The sequence below is a fragment of the Pseudomonas sp. ABFPK genome (assembly GCF_001586765.1).
GTDB lineage: Bacteria > Pseudomonadota > Gammaproteobacteria > Pseudomonadales > Pseudomonadaceae > Aquipseudomonas > Aquipseudomonas asiatica.
This window is the reverse complement of the sequence record NZ_LQXW01000045.1, coordinates 165433-183673: the sequence shown is the minus strand read 5'-3', so window position 1 is coordinate 183673 and position 18241 is coordinate 165433. Positions and strand designations below refer to the sequence as shown.

16 protein-coding genes are annotated in these 18241 nt (G+C 51.9%); 5 read left to right on the top strand and 11 right to left on the bottom strand.

Going from position 1 to position 18241, the window contains the following annotated elements:
• Positions 1-21: 21 nt before the first annotated feature.
• Positions 22-411, top strand: a complete 390-nt coding sequence (locus tag WM94_RS22855; RefSeq protein ID WP_038409457.1) for a RidA family protein — start codon at positions 22-24, stop codon at positions 409-411.
• Complete coding sequence (locus tag WM94_RS22850) at positions 408-1037, top strand: RraA family protein (protein ID WP_013972351.1); 630 nt, start codon at positions 408-410, stop codon at positions 1035-1037. Before WM94_RS22855 ends, WM94_RS22850 begins: the two co-directional genes overlap by 4 nt.
• A gap of 277 nt (positions 1038-1314) precedes the next feature.
• On the opposite strand, the gene WM94_RS22845 is transcribed toward WM94_RS22850, so the two are convergent.
• The 3 genes from WM94_RS22845 to WM94_RS22835 form a co-directional block, all read right to left on the bottom strand.
• Positions 1315-2619: an aspartate aminotransferase family protein gene (locus WM94_RS22845; RefSeq protein ID WP_061552159.1), complete on the bottom strand. Its 1305-nt coding sequence runs from the start codon at positions 2617-2619 to the stop codon at positions 1315-1317.
• Positions 2620-2862: 243 nt separating this feature from the next.
• The gene (locus WM94_RS22840; protein WP_038409454.1) at positions 2863-4359 is read right to left on the bottom strand and encodes a CoA-acylating methylmalonate-semialdehyde dehydrogenase; all 1497 of its coding nucleotides are present in this window, start codon (positions 4357-4359) and stop codon (positions 2863-2865) included.
• Between the two features lie 64 nt (positions 4360-4423).
• On the bottom strand, positions 4424-5770 hold the full coding sequence (locus WM94_RS22835) for an aspartate aminotransferase family protein (protein ID WP_013972348.1): 1347 nt from the start codon (positions 5768-5770) through the stop codon (positions 4424-4426).
• A gap of 101 nt (positions 5771-5871) precedes the next feature.
• Here WM94_RS22835 and WM94_RS22830 point away from each other — a divergent pair, with 101 nt between their 5' ends.
• The 3 genes from WM94_RS22830 to WM94_RS29600 all read left to right on the top strand — a co-directional run bounded on the left by WM94_RS22830 (position 5872) and on the right by WM94_RS29600 (position 9296).
• Positions 5872-6792, top strand: coding sequence for a LysR family transcriptional regulator (locus WM94_RS22830; RefSeq protein ID WP_013972347.1), 921 nt, complete (start codon positions 5872-5874; stop codon positions 6790-6792).
• Between the two features lie 241 nt (positions 6793-7033).
• Positions 7034-7890 (top strand): IS5 family transposase gene (locus tag WM94_RS29605; RefSeq protein WP_085982917.1). Its coding sequence is split into 2 segments (ribosomal slippage): positions 7034-7375 and positions 7378-7890, totalling 855 coding nucleotides; the frame shifts between segments, so codons are not numbered across the junction.
• 518 nt (positions 7891-8408) lie between these two features.
• Positions 8409-9296 carry a LysR family transcriptional regulator gene (locus tag WM94_RS29600; protein ID WP_082810618.1) on the top strand — a complete coding sequence of 296 codons (888 nt, stop codon included), beginning with the start codon at positions 8409-8411 and terminating at the stop codon, positions 9294-9296.
• A gap of 132 nt (positions 9297-9428) precedes the next feature.
• On the opposite strand, the gene WM94_RS22815 is transcribed toward WM94_RS29600, so the two are convergent.
• From WM94_RS22815 to WM94_RS22780, 8 genes are all read right to left on the bottom strand, one after another.
• Entirely contained in the window at positions 9429-10265 is an 837-nt protein-coding gene (locus tag WM94_RS22815) for an ABC transporter permease (protein WP_044047000.1), read from the bottom strand.
• A 2-nt stretch (positions 10266-10267) separates the two neighbouring features.
• Complete coding sequence (locus WM94_RS22810; protein WP_256207039.1) at positions 10268-11524, bottom strand: ABC transporter permease; 1257 nt, start codon at positions 11522-11524, stop codon at positions 10268-10270.
• Positions 11525-11538: 14 nt separating this feature from the next.
• Entirely contained in the window at positions 11539-12594 is a 1056-nt protein-coding gene (locus WM94_RS22805; RefSeq protein ID WP_038409451.1) for a polyamine ABC transporter substrate-binding protein, read from the bottom strand.
• A 69-nt stretch (positions 12595-12663) separates the two neighbouring features.
• On the bottom strand, positions 12664-13749 hold the full coding sequence (locus tag WM94_RS29595) for an ABC transporter ATP-binding protein (protein WP_080563775.1): 1086 nt from the start codon (positions 13747-13749) through the stop codon (positions 12664-12666).
• A gap of 95 nt (positions 13750-13844) precedes the next feature.
• Positions 13845-15023 (bottom strand): acyl-CoA dehydrogenase family protein, encoded by a 1179-nt coding sequence (locus WM94_RS22795; protein ID WP_013972341.1) that lies wholly within the window; start codon positions 15021-15023, stop codon positions 13845-13847.
• 62 nt (positions 15024-15085) lie between these two features.
• Positions 15086-16423, bottom strand: coding sequence for a phenylacetate--CoA ligase family protein (locus WM94_RS22790; RefSeq protein ID WP_038409449.1), 1338 nt, complete (start codon positions 16421-16423; stop codon positions 15086-15088).
• A 13-nt stretch (positions 16424-16436) separates the two neighbouring features.
• Positions 16437-17429 (bottom strand): MDR family oxidoreductase, encoded by a 993-nt coding sequence (locus WM94_RS22785; RefSeq protein ID WP_013972339.1) that lies wholly within the window; start codon positions 17427-17429, stop codon positions 16437-16439.
• A gap of 12 nt (positions 17430-17441) precedes the next feature.
• Positions 17442-18227 carry an enoyl-CoA hydratase/isomerase family protein gene (locus tag WM94_RS22780; RefSeq protein WP_049798445.1) on the bottom strand — a complete coding sequence of 262 codons (786 nt, stop codon included), beginning with the start codon at positions 18225-18227 and terminating at the stop codon, positions 17442-17444.
• Positions 18228-18241: the final 14 nt, after the last annotated feature.

The window sequence follows — 18241 nt, the reverse complement described above, 5'->3', positions numbered from 1 at the left end:
CTTCGCTTCAAGGAGCTCTCAATGAAACGCATCCACAGCGCCCCTGGCACCATCAGCCCAGTAGGCCCGTATTCTCAAGCCGTGGTCAGCGGCCACCTGGTGTTCACCGCCGGCCAGATCCCATCGCTGGGCAGCCTGGAAGAGCAGCCCGACAATTTCAAAGACCAGGTCAGGCAGACGTTCGCGAACCTGGCCGCGATCCTCGAAGCGGCGGGCTCCAGCCTTTCCCACATCGTCAAGGTCAACGCCTACCTGACAGACCCCGATCAACTGGTGCCCTTCAACGAGGCATACAAGGAAATCCTCGGCCATGCACCACCCGCTCGTACAACCGTCTGCGTGCAGCTGTGGGGCGTGAGCTTGGAAATCGACTGTGTGGCCGAGCTGATTGACATGGAGGTAGGGAAATGAACGACGACCTGATCGCAAAACTACAGAAGGTGAGCTTCGCCACGCTGGGCCACTTCCTCGAGCGCGGGTTCGTCAGCCATGAAGTCCGCGCAATGGTGCCTGGCGGTCGCATTATTGGGCGCGCCGTGACGCTTCGCCTGGCCGAGCCCGATGCCATCGCCGTCAACCGCGCCCTTATCGCCCTTCAGCCAGGCGATGTCCTGGTGATCGACATGGCGGGTGACCATGCCCACGCTTGTGTCGGGGCGGTCACGCAGTTTGCGGCTCGCTGCGCGGGTGCCGCCGGCATCATCGTCGACGGCGTAGTAACCGACATCAACGAACTGCGTACCTGCCAGTTGCCGGTGTTCGCTCGTGGCACCACTCAGCTGACGACCAAGCTGATCGGCGGCCAAACAAGTCAGGTGAACGTGCCCGTGAATTGCGCTGGAGTAGAGGTGCACCCCGAAGATTTTGTCCTGGCCGATGACAACGGCATCTTGATCTTGCCGGCACAAGAACTCACAACGGTGATCGACAAAGCGTTGCAATCGGACCTTTACGAGCCTGAGTTGATGGCGCGATTACTCAGTGGCGAACCGCTGCCGGAAGTACTGACCATACGCGCTCAAGCCAGCCAACCCTAAGAAAGCAAACTAATAAACTGTTCTACCGCCCCACAAAAACTGGGTATCCAATAAAAATGTTTAGCAACCAAAACACGACACAAATAAATCAGCTTCCATTAAGCCCAAGACTCGCAGCCCACACATCTAAACCTGGCTGAAAACTTGACTTAAACCTCAATCGTAATAGTTTACGCCTACATAGAAAAATAATACGGGGGAAAAATTTGTAGTGAGATCTGCCTCCAAGCGCTGCAAAATCTGCAGCGCCTTCCTGCACCTAATTATATCGATCGTATCAGCCCAACACCGCTTCAATCACTTCGTCGAGAATTGCAATACCCGCTTCCACCTCTTCAGCGCTGACTATGCAAGGCGGTACCACATGGATGCGATTCTCGACAACAAACGGCAGTAGTCCACGTTCGATGAGCTTGGATTTCAACAACTGCATCTTGCCTGCGGCAAGCGGCGCCCGAGTTTCCCTATCTTCGACAAATTCCATAGCCCAGAAGACGCCAGCACCACGTACCTGACCAATGACTGAATGACGTTTCTGGAGCTCCCTTAGACGTGGGCCCAGGCAGTTAATCCCAATATCTAGCGCATTCTCTACGACACGCTCTTTACGCATAGCGTCAATTGCAGCGACAATCGAGGCCATAGCAAGCGGATGCCCAGAGTAAGTCAAACCACCTGGGAAGAAATGAGTATCAAAGTAAGCACTGAGTCTCTCCGAAATCACCACGCCACCAACAGGTACATAGCCCGAGTTCACGCCCTTGGCAAAAGTGATCAGATCAGGCACCACGCCATAATGCTCTAGAGCGAACCACTTGCCGGTCCTACCGAAACCAGACATGACTTCGTCGAAAATGAGCAGGATCCCAAACTCATCCGCCAACTGGCGAACGCCCTGGATATAAGAGGCAGATGGCATCAGGATACCGGCAGTACCAGGCAGGCTTTCGAGCAGAATAGCTGCAATCGAGTTTGAACCTTCACTCTCGATGACCCGACGAAGATGGCGCAACGCGCGTTCTGTTTCTTCGAGCTCAGTCTGAGCACTAAACTCGCTGCGATACAGATAGGGCGTAAAGAAATGTACGTGACCACGTGCATATTCATTCGGCACACGACGCGGATCACCAGTGGCGACAATCGCAGAGCCAGTATTGCCATGGTACGACCGGTAAGACGACAGCACCTTATCTCGCCCGGTGAAAATCCTTGCCATACGAATCGCGTTTTCGTTCGCGTCAGCACCGCCGTTAGTAAAGAAAACTTTCTTGAAGCCCTTCGGTGCCTGCTCGATGATCCGCTTGGCGGCTTCGCCTCGCATCAAGTTAGCTGTCGCTGGAGCGATAGTGGCCAGCGTAGCTGCTTGCTCTTGAATCGCAGCGATGACAGCAGGATGCTGGTGACCCAAGTTGGTATTGACTAGCTGGCTAGAAAAATCCAGATAACGTTTTCCGTCGTAATCCCATACTGTGCACCCTTCCCCTCCTGCGATAACCAGAGGATTGAGCAAACCTTGAGTCGACCATGAGTGAAACACATATTCGCGATCAAGACCTTTAACGTATTCGTTTGTAATTGCCATGATTATCAAAGACCTCTTTATTAGCCAATAACTGAAACTTCATCCAGAGCTTGCAGAGAAAATGCTTGCGCGAGTTTGAAAAGAAATGCCACCAGTGAGATGGTGGCGAGGTCTCCAGCATGCGCTTTCGACAAGTGGTGAGAAATCGAATTCTTTACATACGTGATTTTCCTGCCACAGCGGCATCGACTCTTACAGCTACTTAAGGGTCGATGACGCTGCCGCCTGAGCAGAGATAGTTAGTTAACTATTGCTCGGGAATGCGAACTGCGCAGCTTCATGGCTAGTGCGCTTCGGCCAACGCTGGGTGATGGCTTTCTTGCGGGTGTAAAATCGGACGCCATCAGGACCATAAGCATGTAGATCCCCAAACAGCGAACGCTTCCAGCCGCCAAAACTGTGGTAGCTCACTGGCACTGGCAGCGGTACGTTGACACCAACCATCCCCACTTCGATCTCGTCGCAGAACAGACGTGCTGACTCGCCGTCACGGGTGAAGATGCAGGTGCCATTGCCGTACTCGTGGTCGTTGATCAGCTTGATCGCTTCTTCCAGGCTGTTCACGCGAACTACGCACAGCACTGGGCCAAAGATCTCTTCCTTATAGATACGCATCTCTGGAGTGACGTGGTCGAACAAGGTGCCACCGACGAAGAAGCCATCCTCATTGCCACGAACCATGAAGCCACGACCATCCACGACGACCTTGGCACCTGCAGCAACACCGTCATCGATATAACCCAGCACCTTGTCACGGGCGGCAGCGGTGACAAGCGGGCCCATGTCCAATCCGGTTTCTGTACCGGCGCCAATCTTCAGCGCTTTGATTTGCGGCTCCAGCTTCGCAATCAACGCATCGGCCACTTGGTCACCAACGCATACCGACACAGAGATAGCCATGCAGCGTTCGCCGCATGAACCGTAGGCAGCGCCCATCAACGCGCTGACGGCATTGTCCAGTTCCGCATCCGGCATCAGTACCGCGTGGTTCTTCGCGCCGCCCAGGGCCTGGACCCGCTTGCCACGCTTAGTGCCCTCAGAATAAATGTACTCAGCGATCGGAGTCGAACCAACAAAGCTCAATGCTTTCACTTCCGGCGCTTCGATCAGAGCATCCACAGCTTCCTTGTCGCCATGCACCACATTTAGCACGCCTTTAGGCAGGCCAGCTTCGTGAAGCAGTTCGGCAATCAGCAGCGTGGAGCTCGGGTCACGCTCTGACGGTTTGAGAATGAAGCAATTGCCGCAGGCGATAGCAAGCGGGTACATCCACAGTGGCACCATGGCCGGGAAGTTGAAAGGGGTAATGCCGGCGACAACGCCGATTGGCTGTAGATCACTCCAGGCGTCAATATTTGGACCGACGTTGCGACTGTAATCACCCTTGAGCAACTCTGGGGCAGCTGACGCGAACTCTACGTTGTCAATACCACGCTTAAGCTCGCCGACGGCATCTTCGATAGTCTTACCGTGCTCTTCACTGATGAGCTTGGCGATACGAAGCTCATTAGCCTCCAGCAGTTGTTTGAAGCGGAACATCACTTGAGCACGCTTAGCTGGAGGAGTGTTGCGCCAAGCAGGAAAAGCAGCTTGAGCAGATTCGATGGCCTTCTGCACCGTGGCACGACTTGCCAAACCAAGCTTGTGAATCGCTTGACCGGTGGAAGGGTTGAATACGTCAGTGGTGCGAGCATCGTCTGCGACGTGTTCACCATGGATCAAGTGCTTAATACTGGTCATCTTCTTTCCTCAAAGCATTATCTAAAGCTGCGGATTGATATGAAGTTCAAAGGCGGTGAGCCGATCAGCTGATACCCTGCAGTACCTCCCCGACGGCATCGAACAGGCGATCCAGATCCTGGATTTTTGTGTTGAAAGTTGGGCCGAACTGAAGGGTGTCACCACCGAAGCGGACATAGAAACCGGCCTTCCAAAGCGCCATGCCGGCCTCAAAGGGGCGGACCATGCCATCGCCGTCACGAGGTGCGATCTGCAGCGCACCAGCCAACCCGCAATTGCGTATATCGACGATGTGCTTCGCACCTTTGAGGCCGTGTATGGCATTTTCAAAGTGAGGAGCCAGCTCCGCGGATTGCTGAATAAGGTGTTCCTTCTCTAACAGTTCCAGGTTGGCTAACGCGGCTGCACAAGCGACTGGATGGGCAGAGTAGGTATAACCATGGGCGAATTCGACCGCATATTCAGGTGCGGCCTGGTACATGAACGCATCATAAATTCTGCTGCTGGCAATCACTGCCCCCATTGGGATGGCACCGTTGGTGATCTGCTTCGCGACGTTCATCAGGTCTGGAGTGACTCCGAAGTAATCGGCACCGGTGACGGTGCCCATCCGGCCGAAAGCAGTGATAACTTCGTCAAAGATCAGCAGTATGTCGTGCTGGTTGCAGATTTCACGCAGTCGCTCCAGATATCCTTGAGGTGGCACTAACACCCCTGCCGAGCCGGACATAGGCTCGACGATGACTGCCGCGATGTTCGAGGCGTCGTGGAGTTCAATCAGTTTCAGCAGCTCGTTGGCCAGAGCTACACCGCCAGTCTCAGCAGCGCCCTTGGTGAATGCCAGGTCGGGTTGCAGGGTGTGCGACAGGTGGTCGACATCCATCAGTTGCCCGAACATCTTGCGGTTGCCGCCGATGCCGCCCAATGAAGTACCTGCGACGTTCACACCATGATAGCCACGAGCCCTTCCAATGAGCTTTGTTTTTTGGGGCTTACCATTCAGCCTCCAGTAGGCTCGCGCCATTTTGATGGCGGTATCGGCACACTCAGAGCCGGATCCGGTGAAGAAAACATGATTGAGATCACCCGGCATCATGCCGGCAAGCTTCTCTGACAGCTTGAACGACAGCGGATGGCCGTACTGAAAAGCCGGGGAATAGTCCAAGGTCATAAGCTGCTGTGCTACAGCAGTGGCAATTTCCTGACGTGAATGGCCCGCTCCGCAGGTCCACAAACCGGATAGGCTGTCGAAGACCTTGCGCCCATGCTCGTCGATTAACCAGTTGCCTTTGGCGCCAACGATAAAGCGGGGGTCCTTGCGGAAATTACGGTTCGAGGAGAACGGCATCCAGTGGGACTCAAGCTTAAGTTCGCTGGCCAGGGGGGTTCTTGTCTGCACGGCCTGATTCATGGCGGTGATCCTGAGCTGGGTTAATGAGGTCTAGCTTGAACCCAATCGTCATATGCGTTAAATCTGAACTTCCTTTAATTCGGTTATCGGAAAACTCACGCATGAGCCCGAAAAAAAACCTTCACCAGGTGAGTGATTTCGACCTGAGATTGCTGCGCATATTCAAAACCGTAGCCGAGTGCGGCAGCTTCTCCGGCGCAGAGAGCGCGCTGGGAATTACCCGCTCGGCCATCAGCTTGCACATGGGCGATCTGGAGAAACGGCTGGGCATGCGTTTGTGTCAACGCGGTCGGGCTGGCTTTGCGTTGACCGATGAAGGCCGGGAGGTACTGCGTGCCAGCGAAACCGTACTCGTAGCCATTGAGGGGTTTCGAACTGAGGTGAACCAGATGCACCAGCAACTGCGTGGCGACCTGAACGTGGCTATCGTCAATAACCTAGTCACGCAGCCTAGAATGCGCATAACCAACGCCCTTAAGGCGGTGCGAGCTGAAGGCAGCGGTGTGCGGATCAATCTTAGTATGAGCACACCGGGAGAAATCGAACGCGGCCTGCTGGATGGCCGATTACACGTTGGTGCCGTGCCACTCATTACTCCTTTGTCGGGCCTGGACTACAGCCTGCTGTATGAAGAGCGGTCTAGCTTGTACTGCAGCCATGAGCACCCGCTCTACAAGCATCCGACCTCAGTGACAGTGGAACAACTATCGCAGGCAGATGCAGTCATACCCGCCTACCGAATGCCAGCCGAAGCTATTGGCCTACACCAACGGCTCAGTTTGGCTGCGACAGCAACTGACCGAGAAGGTATCGCTTTTTTGATTTTGACAGGTACATACATTGGGTTCCTACCTGACCATTATGCCGCAGCATGGGTGGAAAAAGGCCTAATGACCGCCCTAGACCCTGGCAAGCTCTATTTTGACTCGAAGATCGCCATCGCCACGCGAAAAGGGCGCAGACAAAATCTGATACTCGAACGCTTTTTAAAGGAGTTGCAACTCAACGTAAACGGCGACTGACCCTTTTTGCGACGCATTCTCGAACAACCTATCACCATTTATAACAAATTCCTAATATGCATTAGCCGCATGACAACTGAGCGACAAACAGAGTTGACGGGCACCAAAAAAATTCGATAGTCAATGCATAAACCCTATATCAATACTAGGTTCTGTACGAAATCCCGAGAAACTGAATCGACGCCCCTCGGAAGCTGAAATTCTGTAGGGTTCCCCGCCATCTACGGAAAGGAATTCTGTGATGGCGAAGCGTTACGAACTCTCGGATGAGGCCTGGATTGTGGTTGCTGATCTCTTCACCGAAACACATGGCCGGGGGCGGCCCCGCCTGAGCGACCGCCTGATGCTCGACGGCGTGCTCTGGGTGCTTTGCTCGGGTGCTGCGTGGCGAGATATGCCTGAGCGCTTTGGGCCGTGGTCAACGGTGTATCAACGCTTTCGGGGTTGGCGAAACCAGGGGACATTCGATCAGATGCTCAAACGCTTGCACCTGAGATTGAATGAGCAAGGCTTGATCGATTTGCAAACCTGGATGATCGACTCAACTGCTGTGCGCGCAACCCGAGCCTCTTCCGGCGCCGGGAAAAAAGGGGGCCTGACGAGCCTGCCGATCACGCTCTAGGCCGCAGTCGCGGTGGCCTGACAACCAAGATTCACATGCTCTGCGACGCCAACGGGACACCGTTGCGCTTCCTCCTCTCTGGCGGTCAAGCCAGTGACATCAGCTACGCGCAACCACTGCTGGACGAAGTCAGCATTCCATCGGCCCAACGTGGCCGCCCGCGTAAACGCTGCAAGTGGTTGCTTGCAGACAAGGGCTACGACGCTGAAGCGCTGCGCCGCTACTGCGACCAATATCGAATGCAACCCGTCATCCCGATGCGCTCGATGAAGCGCAAGCCCAAGCCTGGCTTACCCAGACTGTTTGATCGGCCCAAGTATCGGCAGCGCAACGTCATCGAGCGCATGTTTGGCTGGCTGAAAGAGAACCGTCGGATCGTGACACGCTTTGACAAGCTCGCGAAAAGCTATGCCGCCATGGTCTCGCTGGCTTGTTCCATGCGGTGTTTGCGACATCTCTTTTCGTACAGAGCCTAATGCTACCCTACGCGAACGAGCCTGCAGGGAAATCCTTGCCCCATCAAACTCGCAAGCTTAGCTAACCAAGCGAGATGCACCCTAGAACTGCTCAACAATATCAAGTAATCCACGAGGTTAGCCACATTATCGAGCAGCAATGGATAAAAGTAGCACCATGCTGCCTTCAGATAGCCAAATGCGCACCAAAAGAGGTCAGAATGGTTTGCAAAATGCTATCAAAATCATAAGAGTGATCTTTTCACGCTATCAAGCAAAGGACCACCTGATGTTACAAGTTATTGTGCGATACGATTAATCACCCGATAATGTGGGAAGATCCGTAACGTTTTAATCGCGACTCACAGTCAAGCGGCAGGCATGAATACTACGCGCAGAAACGAGCAGCAAGATACCCCAAACATCTATCAATGCCGCATCCTTGAGCGGCCATTCGTTATTACAAAAGAAATCTTCAAGCAACCATTAAAGGCACAGAACTTGCTTAAGCATTTACTTCGCTCATGGTGTAGGTGTCTATGAACAGAAAGCTTCCATCGCTTTTGGCAGTACGATATTTTGAGTCCGTCGGACGTCATCTAAGCTTTACGCTGGCGGCCCATGAATTGAATGTCACTCAAGCTGCAGTTAGCCATCAAGTAAAACAGCTAGAAGAAAAAATAGGTGTCTCGCTACTTACACGGCTACACCAGCGAGTGGAACTAACCCCAGAAGGAGAAGAGCTACTTAAAACAAGCATAGAATGTCTAGACATGCTAGCTGGAACTTTCGACAAAATAACTTCCAGCAAGTCAAATCGAAAAATCGTGCTGAGCGTTACTCCATTACTTTCTGCACACTGGCTACTACCCAGGCTGAATAGGTATCTTGCTGATCACACCAGCGCCGATATCGTGTTGCACAACTCATTAAAAACCCCAACAAAGGACACAGACGATTTTGACCTAAAAATATTCTATTCTGCCGATCAACTGCATGATATCAACTACGAACCACTTTTGACTGACGAATTATTACCCACCTGCAACGCTTCTTTGACTCATGGCGTTACCTCTCTTGCCCTCAGCGAATTTTCAAAATTTAACCTTGTACATGAGTTCGACCATAGCTGGTGGGAGGCATGGTGTAGGTTAGCAAACATTGATCCAAGCTTAGCTCATCGCGGAATGGTTGTTGATGACCCAGTTGTTCTTGAGAAAGCCGCACTAGTTGGTCACGGGCTAGTTCTCGGATCCGCCTCATTCATGAGGGAAAAAATTGAATCTGGAGAGTTAATCACCCCATTTGGGGACTTTCCTACTTTCAAGATCTACTATTACCTGTACACAAAGCCTACCGCAAGAGAAAAATCCATCAGCGACTTCAGGGAATGGATAATATCGGAATTCCAACAATCGGCAAAATAATAAAGTCATACGCAAAAAGGCGGCAAGCACAAATATGCATCCGCTGCATATCTGCACTTGCCGCCGCCCCAGAAAAAGGTCACCGCAACTAAAGGCTCTGGAGCAACAAAAGAATAATTATTCAGCGCTGAATCAAATTACCTCACTAGCGAATTTTGCCGACCGCCTTGCTGCACGACCTCTCAGCCACTGCACGGTAAGTTGAAGCAAAATCGAGAAAGCCACAACGCACGTTGCCACAGCCAAGATAGTTGGAGTAATTTGCTGCTTGATACCTGACCACATTTCTCGGGGCAGCGTGCGCTGCTCAGGGCCCGCCAAGTAAAGAGCAACCACGACCTCTTCTAATGAAGTAACGAACGCAAAGAGTGCGCCAGAAGCAATACCTGGAGCTATCAAAGGCAACATTACCAACCGAAAAGCCCGTAGAGGACTTGCGCCCAAGCTCGCTGCCGCTCGAAGAAGATTATTATCAAAGGAGGCTAACGTTGCCATTACAGTCACCACCACAAACGGGGTACTTAACACCGTGTGTGCAACGACCAGGCCCGTAAGACTGTTGATCAATCCGACATCGGCAAATGCATAATACATCCCCACCGCACTTACAATAACAGGGATGATCATCGGAGAAATCAGGACGGCCATCAATATACTTTTGAATGGACAGTCACGACGGTTCACACCAAGCGCCGCCAAAGTCCCCAACGTACAAGCACAAACAGTCGAAAACACTGCAACTATGAAACTATTGCGCAGAGCCAACTGCCACTCCGGGGAGTTAAAAAACTCCTCATACCAGCGGAACGAGAAACCTGCCAAAGGGTAACTGAAGAACGGTTCCGAATTAAACGAGAGAGGAATAACCGAAAGAATTGGAGCCACTAGAAACACCATGGCTACCCCGCAGAACACCCATACCAGGCATTTTGCTAACCGGCCAAGCACGTAATCATATACTGTGTTCATAATCAACCCATCTTCAATTTTTCGATGCCAACTATGCGAGCATAGAGAAAATAAAGCACAAGCACGGAGATGACTAGGACTAGACTCAGAGCTGCAGCCATACCCCAGTTTATCGTTCCGCTTGTAAACTGATTGATATATCCAGCAATCATTTGATCGCTAGGCCCGCCAACTAACGCAGGGGTAATGTAGTACCCCAGGGCCAAGATGAACACCAACAAACAACCTGCACTCACACCTGGGAGTGAAAGAGGCAGATAGACCCTGAGGAACGCCTTAAATGGTGGAGCCCCCAAAGACAAAGCTGCCCTCATGTAATTCGGCGACATCGACCTCATTGCGCTATAAATCGGCAAGACCATGAACGGTAAGAGCGTATGCACCATCGCAATAAGTACACCTACCCGATTATGCACAAGTTCTAGCGGCTCTGAGGGAGATATAATTCCTATTAATGCAAAGAACGAGTTCAATGCTCCATTACTCTGCAATACAACAAGCCAGGAAGTATTCCTCACCAACAGTGGAGTCCAGAAAGACAGTAGGACCATGAGCAAAATAAAATTAGCACCACGCGGAGTCGCTTTGCTAATTATATATGCTAGCGGGTATGCCACAAGCAGGCATATCATGGTAGTCAGAAAGCTAATATAGAACGTTCTATAGAGCACCTCGCGATACACCGAACTTTCAGGGGATGCGGCAACAATGTCACCCACTGCATTACGTTTCAGGTCTAAAGCTGCAAGCAGGTAGAAGTCAGTAAAGCGAGGTAACGCCTGCTTAACAGCCCCCCAGGTCTCTACATTCCCCCACGCTGCATTTGCGCTCGGTAGATAATCAAGCGCGTTTCCTGAAGGATTCGCTCGCGCAGACCTTGCAGCCGCCATAACGGCAGTTCTCAAGCCTGATTTATGATAATTGAGCGTTTTGGCAACAAGCGCGACCTGCTCGGGCTTTCCTGCCCTCAGATCCTCAGCAAGCGCTTCAAAAAGAGCAGAATCGGGAGGAGTCTCCCCTCCCCAACTCGCAATGGCCGCTGAGGTCCTAGGCATGATCTCTGCCACTTCCCTATTATCAACACTCCGCGCGAGGAGCAAAACAATGGGAATCAAGAACGCGAAAATCAGTAACAACAAGAGAGGTGCAACTAATGGAAGAGCCATAATTTGGCGCTGCAATTTGGCTCGGCGTATTTTGGCCTCTAGGTCTGCCAGACTGCCCTGATTGGAGACCGCCACGGCCTGGTCTCCCTTCACAGCGGGCAACTCCATCATTTCGCTAGCCATTTGTTAAACCGCTCAGTCAATTCTTGTTCGTGATCAGCCCAGAATTCAGCCGAGAGAGTAAACGAATTCGTCATATTCTCGGGGGCATTCGGCAAGTCATTGACAATGCCAGGTTTCACGAAAGGCATGGCACTTGGAATAGCGGGCCCATAAGCAATGTAATCGGAGAGGCCAGCAGCTACCTTAGGCGTTGTTGTAAATTGAAGAAACTTTTCTGCAGCGGCCAGGTTTTTTGCGCCCTTAGGGATTACCCAGATATCGAAGTCGAGAGCTTGACCATCTCGTACGATCTGAAGGTTCTTTCCGTATTCCTTAATTGCGGCTTGGATACGACCGTCATAAGAAATAGCCATTGAGACCTCACCATCTGCCAACAGCTGAGGCGGCTGGGCTCCGGCTGTCCACCACACTTTGATGCTGGGCTTGATACTATCAAGCTTTTTGAATGCTCGATTCACGCCCTCTTCGGTCGCGAGAACCTTGTACACTTCACTTGGCTTAACACCATCGCCAATAAGGGCGAATTCCATGGTGTACTTCGGCCCTTTGTATAGCGCCCTTGGGCCTGGGTATTTGTTAACATCAAAAAAGTCTGCCATCGTGGTTGGGCCACCACCAGGATATTTGTCTTTATTGTAAGCAAAGACGATACCATAGTTATCAATTGCGACACCGCACTCCATTGCGGCGCCTGGCATGAATTTTTCCTTGCCACCGAGCTTGGAATAATCAATTTTCTCCAGCCAGCCTTCTTCACAACCTTGCAGTGCCACGTTGGTTGTGGATGACACAAGATCCCAAGTAACTTGCTGGGTGTCCACCATCGCTTGGATACGCGCGGTTGAACCATCCCACTGATCTTCACGAATTTTTATATCTGAGTTTTTACCGAAGGGCTCAAAAAATGCCTTCTGCATTGCAGTGGTATAAGACCCGCCCCATGTTGTAATAGTGACCACATCACTTGCCGCATGTGCTTGCGAAAGGTTAATGGCCATAGCCAGGGAGGCTGCGAACGCAACTTTAGTAGATCTGCTCATTTATTTTTCCTCTTTTCAATCTTCGTGCAGCTTGTTAAGGGAAATTTCTATTTGTCGAACAGGCAGTTTCTATACAGCAAGGGCGCGGCAATCCTCAGGACGCCAGCCGACAGTTACTTCTGAATTAAGCTGCAACGGAAGCGCGGACGCACCACTCTTCAGTTTCAGCATAATATTATTATTGCCACACCCTTGAGCCAAAAGGCGAATGTGGTCACCGTGATAAATCACGTCTTTCACAACAACCTTGGCCAAATTCAGGCCAATATTTTCAGCCGGTGCTAGCTCGATACATTCCGGTCGAAGGGACAGAGACACACGATCCCCAGTGGACAGATTAGATGTGGAGGTAGCAAAGATCGTTACTCCATCATCAGTTAGAGTTCTACATATAGCACCGCTGCGATCAAGAACCCTGGCTTGAATTGAGTTATTCTCACCAATAAATTGAGCAACGAAAGCAGTGGACGGAGATTCGTATATTTCACGCGGAGGAGCCAGTTGCTGCAGTACGCCATCATGGAATACACCAACTCGATCCGACATGGTCAGTGCTTCATCCTGATCGTGAGTAACAAAAACAATCGTTACTCCCAAGCGTGCATGCAATTGCTTGATCTCGACCTGCATGTGCTCACGCAACTGCTTATCCAGCGCCCCCAAGGGCTCGTCCATCAAGACCAATTGTGGTTCGAAAACAAGTGCTCGAGCGAGCGCCACACGCTGTTGCTGGCCACCCGAGAGCTGAGATGGCATACGATCGATCAGGTCGCCCAGGCGAACGTTTTCTAGTGCTTTCTTAGCCGCGCTCAATGCATCACGAGAATTAACACCGCGCATCTTCAAGGGGAAAGCAATATTCTCGCCTATCGACATGTGTGGGAAAAGTGCGTAGTTCTGAAATACCACTCCAATTCCACGACGATGAGGCGACATCTTATCGATGCGTTTTCCATCTAGATAAATAGCCCCACTGGTTGGGTTTTCAAAACCAGCGAGCATCATGAGTGATGTAGTCTTTCCTGAGCCAGAAGGCCCGAGCAAGGTGAGGAATTCACCCTTTTGAACGCTCAAGTTTAGATCACGAACCACGAAATTCTGGCCGTCGTATGTTTTCTTGACCGACTCGAATTCAATAAAGCTTCTACTCTCCATTTCTAACTCCGCATTCTTTTTATAGATGTGTTCTGTGAACACATCAACGAGCTACCACGGTAAGCTTCGCGCAATTTGGATCATGAACACGCTAGTCAGTCGTTGCTAATTGGCGAAGCAAGATTGAGACCGCGCTTCTGCAAATCACGCGCGATCAGCCACTTTTGAATTTCGTTGGTGCCCTCGAAGATCTGAAGTGCCTTGCTATCTCGAATAAGCCGCTCGATCGGATAACTTTTGGTAAGACCGTAGCCACCGAGGACTTGAGCGGCATCAATTGCTGCTCGCATTGAAAGATCAGAACATTTGACCTTTGCAATGGCAGCGTAAACGCTGCACTTTTCGAGATCACCACTTTCGAGCAACTCTACTGACTTGGCCACAACCTCTTGCGCGCAGGCCAGTTCGATCAGCAATTCTGAAAGCAGGAAGCCAAGGCCCTGATGCTCAATGATTGGCTTACCAAACTGAATTCGCTCTCTAGCATAATTTACCGCAATTTCAATCGACTTGTTTGCCGCACCCAAGGCTACAGCTGCGATCTGGATACGGGACTCATCCAGTGTCGACATGGCAAGCTTGAACCCCTCTCCTTCTTGTCCCAGCAGAGCGCTTGCTGGTACACGCACTCCGCTGAAGGAAACCTCGGCAGTTGGGCTGGCCCGGGTACCCAGGAGCTCTTCTGCCTTGCCAACTTCAAGCCCAGGCGTATTGCGAGGCACCAGGAAAGCACTAATCCCTCGATGGCCTGCAGTGAAGTCTGTTTTTGCAAAAACCACAAAGAGATCCGCGACGGTGGCGCTGGTAATCCACATTTTGCGACCGGTGATCACATACTCATCACCATCCCGCACTGCTTTAGTCCGAATGGCGGCAACGTCCGAGCCACCAGAAGGTTCAGAGAGACAGAACGCCGGAACGATTTCCCCAGATATAATCTGGGGAACGTACTCTCTTTTCTGCGCCTCTGACCCTTTGGCCAGAATCGGTGCGGCACAATCGCTGCAGTTAGCAATGCTCACCGCAAACGAAACACTCTCTGCGGCAATCGCTTGAAGCAACTGCACCATCGTTACCGCGCCATCATCGAATCCGCCGTATTCCTCTGGGCAACACAGGCCCAGGGCTCCCAGCTCTGCAATTTCTCGATAGAGCGCTAATGGAAACTCACCCTTCTCATCGATCTCGTCCGCGATAGGCGCGAGTCGATCAGCAATAAAACGAGCTACAGGGCCTTCTAAGAAGGCTTTTCGATCAGCGCTGCTGAGAGCCATGACAAATTCCTTAGATATTTATAATACTTAGTAACCGGCGCGGTAACACTTCAGGGAGCAAACTAATCGCGATTACGCAGGTCTTTCCAGCGGCGAGCCTTGTAATCGCTTACCTCGATAAAGTCTACGAAAGCCACATTAAAGTTTATCCCCAGCCGCTCCTTGAAGAGTGACCTGATGCGGGCTCCGCCATCAGAGGGCATGACAGCAACCGAGTCCCGACATTGAATATTTACAAGCACCTGATCCGTAAAATCTGCGGTCGAACTCAAGATCACTTCATACTGCTCAACTTCAGGAAGCGAGAACAAAATGTCATCTACTGCCTGGGGATACACATTGATCCCTTTGATTTTCTTTACATCGTCAATGCGAGTAATCGATCCCACTTGGATGCCACTGAATTGGCGCTGAACCCCACCCATACCGCCTTTGCGGAAGATGCCGCCATCCTTAAGCCTATTCCGTATGACCGGGTTATCAAAGTGATAGAGGCTCGTAACCACCAGTTCACCAAACTCGCCATCCGCAACGGGCAGGCCGGTGTTGACATCAAGCACTTCCAAATAAACAAACGGATCCGTATTAACCAAAACGCCTGGATCAGACGGAGTGCCTACACCGCGCTCATCGGTGAACATGAAGTCCGCCCGCATCTGAGCGCAACCGAAACGATCTGCCGCTCGGGCGCCCCACTGATCCTGCAGACGTTCAAAGAATGAAGGACCAACACCTTCAAGACCTGTCAGCAGAACCTCAACACCACATTTCTTGGCATCTTCACCCAACTGAGTAGCAAGGTGTGCAAAGTAGGAGGTGCTCCCGAACAGCGACTTAGGCTTGAATCGCTTGATCAGATCGACCTTCTGTTGTGATGCGTAATTGCCGATCGGATAGGTGGTGAGACCATGTGCCACCGCGCCTTGATACTCGGCACGCCCCCCTGCCAGCATCGTGATAGGCAGTGTCAGCATCGTTGAGTCACCAGGTTTCAAGCCTGCCCAGGTCAGATAGTAGCCATACAGCTGCTCCATCACGGCCAATTCACGCATGCTCTGGATATGGACTTCTACGCCTTGGCCGCTAGTGCCACTGGTGGTGTAGATCTCCACACGATCGCCCTCGAAGGACGAGCTGGCCATCCGCTTGCCAAAAGGCGGGAAGCTTAGCTGATCTTCTAGGAAATCGGATTTTTCAACAGTTGGTACATACTTGCGAAAATCCTCAAAACTTTGGATTTTCTGAACATCCACCCCCGCAGCTTCCCACTTTGAACGGTAGAACTCGTTTGTTTCATTCACGTGGATCAACATTGCTTTCAGCTTTTCCAGCTGCAGCTTGTCGAGTTCCGAGCGAGAGAGCGATTCTGTGTTACGGTCGTAAAATCTGGCTGCGCTCATTTCCAATTCACCCTCAGGAGAGATCGTCAGATACAGTCACAACTGACCGACCGCGAACCTTTCCTTCTAGAATGTCTTCACAAACACTGAAAACGTCCGACAGGGAGTAGGTGTTGGTCAGGCTGAGCAGCAGTTCTTTATCCAAAGAACGAAGCAGTTTCCAAGCTTCGATTCGCTTCGCATTGGGAGCATTTACCGAATCAACGCCCAGCAACGCTACACCACGAAGAATAAACGGAGCCACAGTGGCCGGCAGAGGCATACCACCCGCCATGCCGCAAGCAGCGACCGCCCCGCCATACTTGATAGAAGCGAGAACGTTGGCCAGGGTCTGCCCACCAACCACATCAATCGCAGCTGCCCAACGCTCCTTACCGAGAGCCTTGCCAGGGGCTGCGAGTTCGTCGCGGCTAATGATTTCAGCGGCACCCAGTTCGCGCAGATAGCTTTCTTCTTCGGCGCGACCAGTTGATGCGACAACCCGCCAGCCAGCCTTCGCCAGGAGGCTTACAGCAATCGATCCAACTCCGCCGGCAGCGCCAGTAACCAGTACATCACCGGATTCAGGACGAATACCCGCTTGGTTGAGCGCATTTACACAGAGGGCAGCGGTATAACCAGCTGTACCAATCGCCATTGCTTCCCAAGCATTGAAACCTTCAGGCAGTGGAAGTAGCCATTCACCACGAACACGTGCTTTTTCAGCAAACGCACCATGATGAACCTCACCCACACCCCAGCCGTTCAGAATGACTTGCTGCCCCTTGTGCAGGCCTGGGTGAGTGGTCTCCTCGATCACGCCGGCCATGTCGATACCGGGAATGAGAGGGAATCGGCGAACCACAGGGCCCTTACCGGTTACGGCCAAACCATCTTTGTAGTTGATGCTGGAGTGTGACACTCGAATCAGAGTGTCACCTTCCATCAAATCAGCTTCATCAAAGCTGGCGAGACTTGCTTTGTAACCTGCTTCGGATTTATTAACTACTACTGCTTTAAACGCCATGATCAAGTTCCTTTATGCCTTAGGAGATGTCGAGGCTTGAGGCGTTTCGCCAAAACTCGACACGCCTTGTTTGAACGATTCGGAGCGAACTAGTGAAACGTCGGCTAGGTAGGCCATGAGATGGCCGGCTTTCGCGGAAACTCCTGCGCCTCCAACAAGAATGGCCTTCAACAACTTCACGCTGTCTCGGTTGGTTTTACTCGCAAGTTCCTTAGCCCGCTCCAGAGCGATACTCCGGGTCTCACCAGGTGGTGCGAGAGAGCTAATGAGCCCAATCGACTCTGCACGCTCGGCAGGGATTCGATCACCGAACAACATGAGTTCACGAGAGCGGCTCAGACCAATTGCACGAGGAGCCCTGACGGTGCCGCCACCAGTGGGTAGCGCGCCAACGGTGATTTCAGGGAAGCCGAAGGTTGCATTGCTAGCAGCAATTCGATAATCGCACGCAAGTGCGATTTCCAGACCGCCTCCGAGACACGCCCCCTCGATCGCCGCGATTGTTGCACACGGCATCTCATCCAACGTCTCAGCGAGCTTCTGGAACAGGTACGTATGGTATTCCGCATCCGCGGCCGAATAAGAAGCAAGCGCTTTAATATCGGAGCCGGCGCAGAATGCTCGATCACCCTCGCCAGTCACAACTAAGCAAACGGTCTCAGAGCGCCGAACCTCTTCCAAAAGTCGGAGGAACTCGATGATTGTGGCATTATCAAGTGAATTGCGTCGGCTCTCTCTATTGATTCTTATATAGGCAATTGCGCCTTTCCACGTCAATTCTACTTGTGTAGACGACATACGAATTCCTCCAA

What these genes read in the sequence shown, in the direction of transcription:
- WM94_RS22835 (WP_013972348.1), bottom strand. Translation starts at nt 5,770, where the DNA reads ATGAATCAGGCCGTGCAGACAAGAACCCCCCTGGCCAGCGAACTTAAG.
- WM94_RS22805 (WP_038409451.1), bottom strand. Translation starts at nt 12,594, where the DNA reads ATGAGCAGATCTACTAAAGTTGCGTTCGCAGCCTCCCTGGCTATGGCC.
- WM94_RS22850 (WP_013972351.1), top strand. Translation starts at nt 408, where the DNA reads ATGAACGACGACCTGATCGCAAAACTACAGAAGGTGAGCTTCGCCACG.
- WM94_RS22855 (WP_038409457.1), top strand. Translation starts at nt 22, where the DNA reads ATGAAACGCATCCACAGCGCCCCTGGCACCATCAGCCCAGTAGGCCCG.
- WM94_RS22790 (WP_038409449.1), bottom strand. Translation starts at nt 16,423, where the DNA reads ATGAGCGCAGCCAGATTTTACGACCGTAACACAGAATCGCTCTCTCGC.
- WM94_RS22795 (WP_013972341.1), bottom strand. Translation starts at nt 15,023, where the DNA reads ATGGCTCTCAGCAGCGCTGATCGAAAAGCCTTCTTAGAAGGCCCTGTA.
- WM94_RS22815 (WP_044047000.1), bottom strand. Translation starts at nt 10,265, where the DNA reads ATGAACACAGTATATGATTACGTGCTTGGCCGGTTAGCAAAATGCCTG.
- WM94_RS22785 (WP_013972339.1), bottom strand. Translation starts at nt 17,429, where the DNA reads ATGGCGTTTAAAGCAGTAGTAGTTAATAAATCCGAAGCAGGTTACAAA.
- WM94_RS29600 (WP_082810618.1), top strand. Translation starts at nt 8,409, where the DNA reads ATGAACAGAAAGCTTCCATCGCTTTTGGCAGTACGATATTTTGAGTCC.
- WM94_RS22845 (WP_061552159.1), bottom strand. Translation starts at nt 2,619, where the DNA reads ATGGCAATTACAAACGAATACGTTAAAGGTCTTGATCGCGAATATGTG.
- WM94_RS22780 (WP_049798445.1), bottom strand. Translation starts at nt 18,227, where the DNA reads ATGTCGTCTACACAAGTAGAATTGACGTGGAAAGGCGCAATTGCCTAT.
- WM94_RS22840 (WP_038409454.1), bottom strand. Translation starts at nt 4,359, where the DNA reads ATGACCAGTATTAAGCACTTGATCCATGGTGAACACGTCGCAGACGAT.
- WM94_RS29595 (WP_080563775.1), bottom strand. Translation starts at nt 13,749, where the DNA reads ATGGAGAGTAGAAGCTTTATTGAATTCGAGTCGGTCAAGAAAACATAC.
- WM94_RS22830 (WP_013972347.1), top strand. Translation starts at nt 5,872, where the DNA reads ATGAGCCCGAAAAAAAACCTTCACCAGGTGAGTGATTTCGACCTGAGA.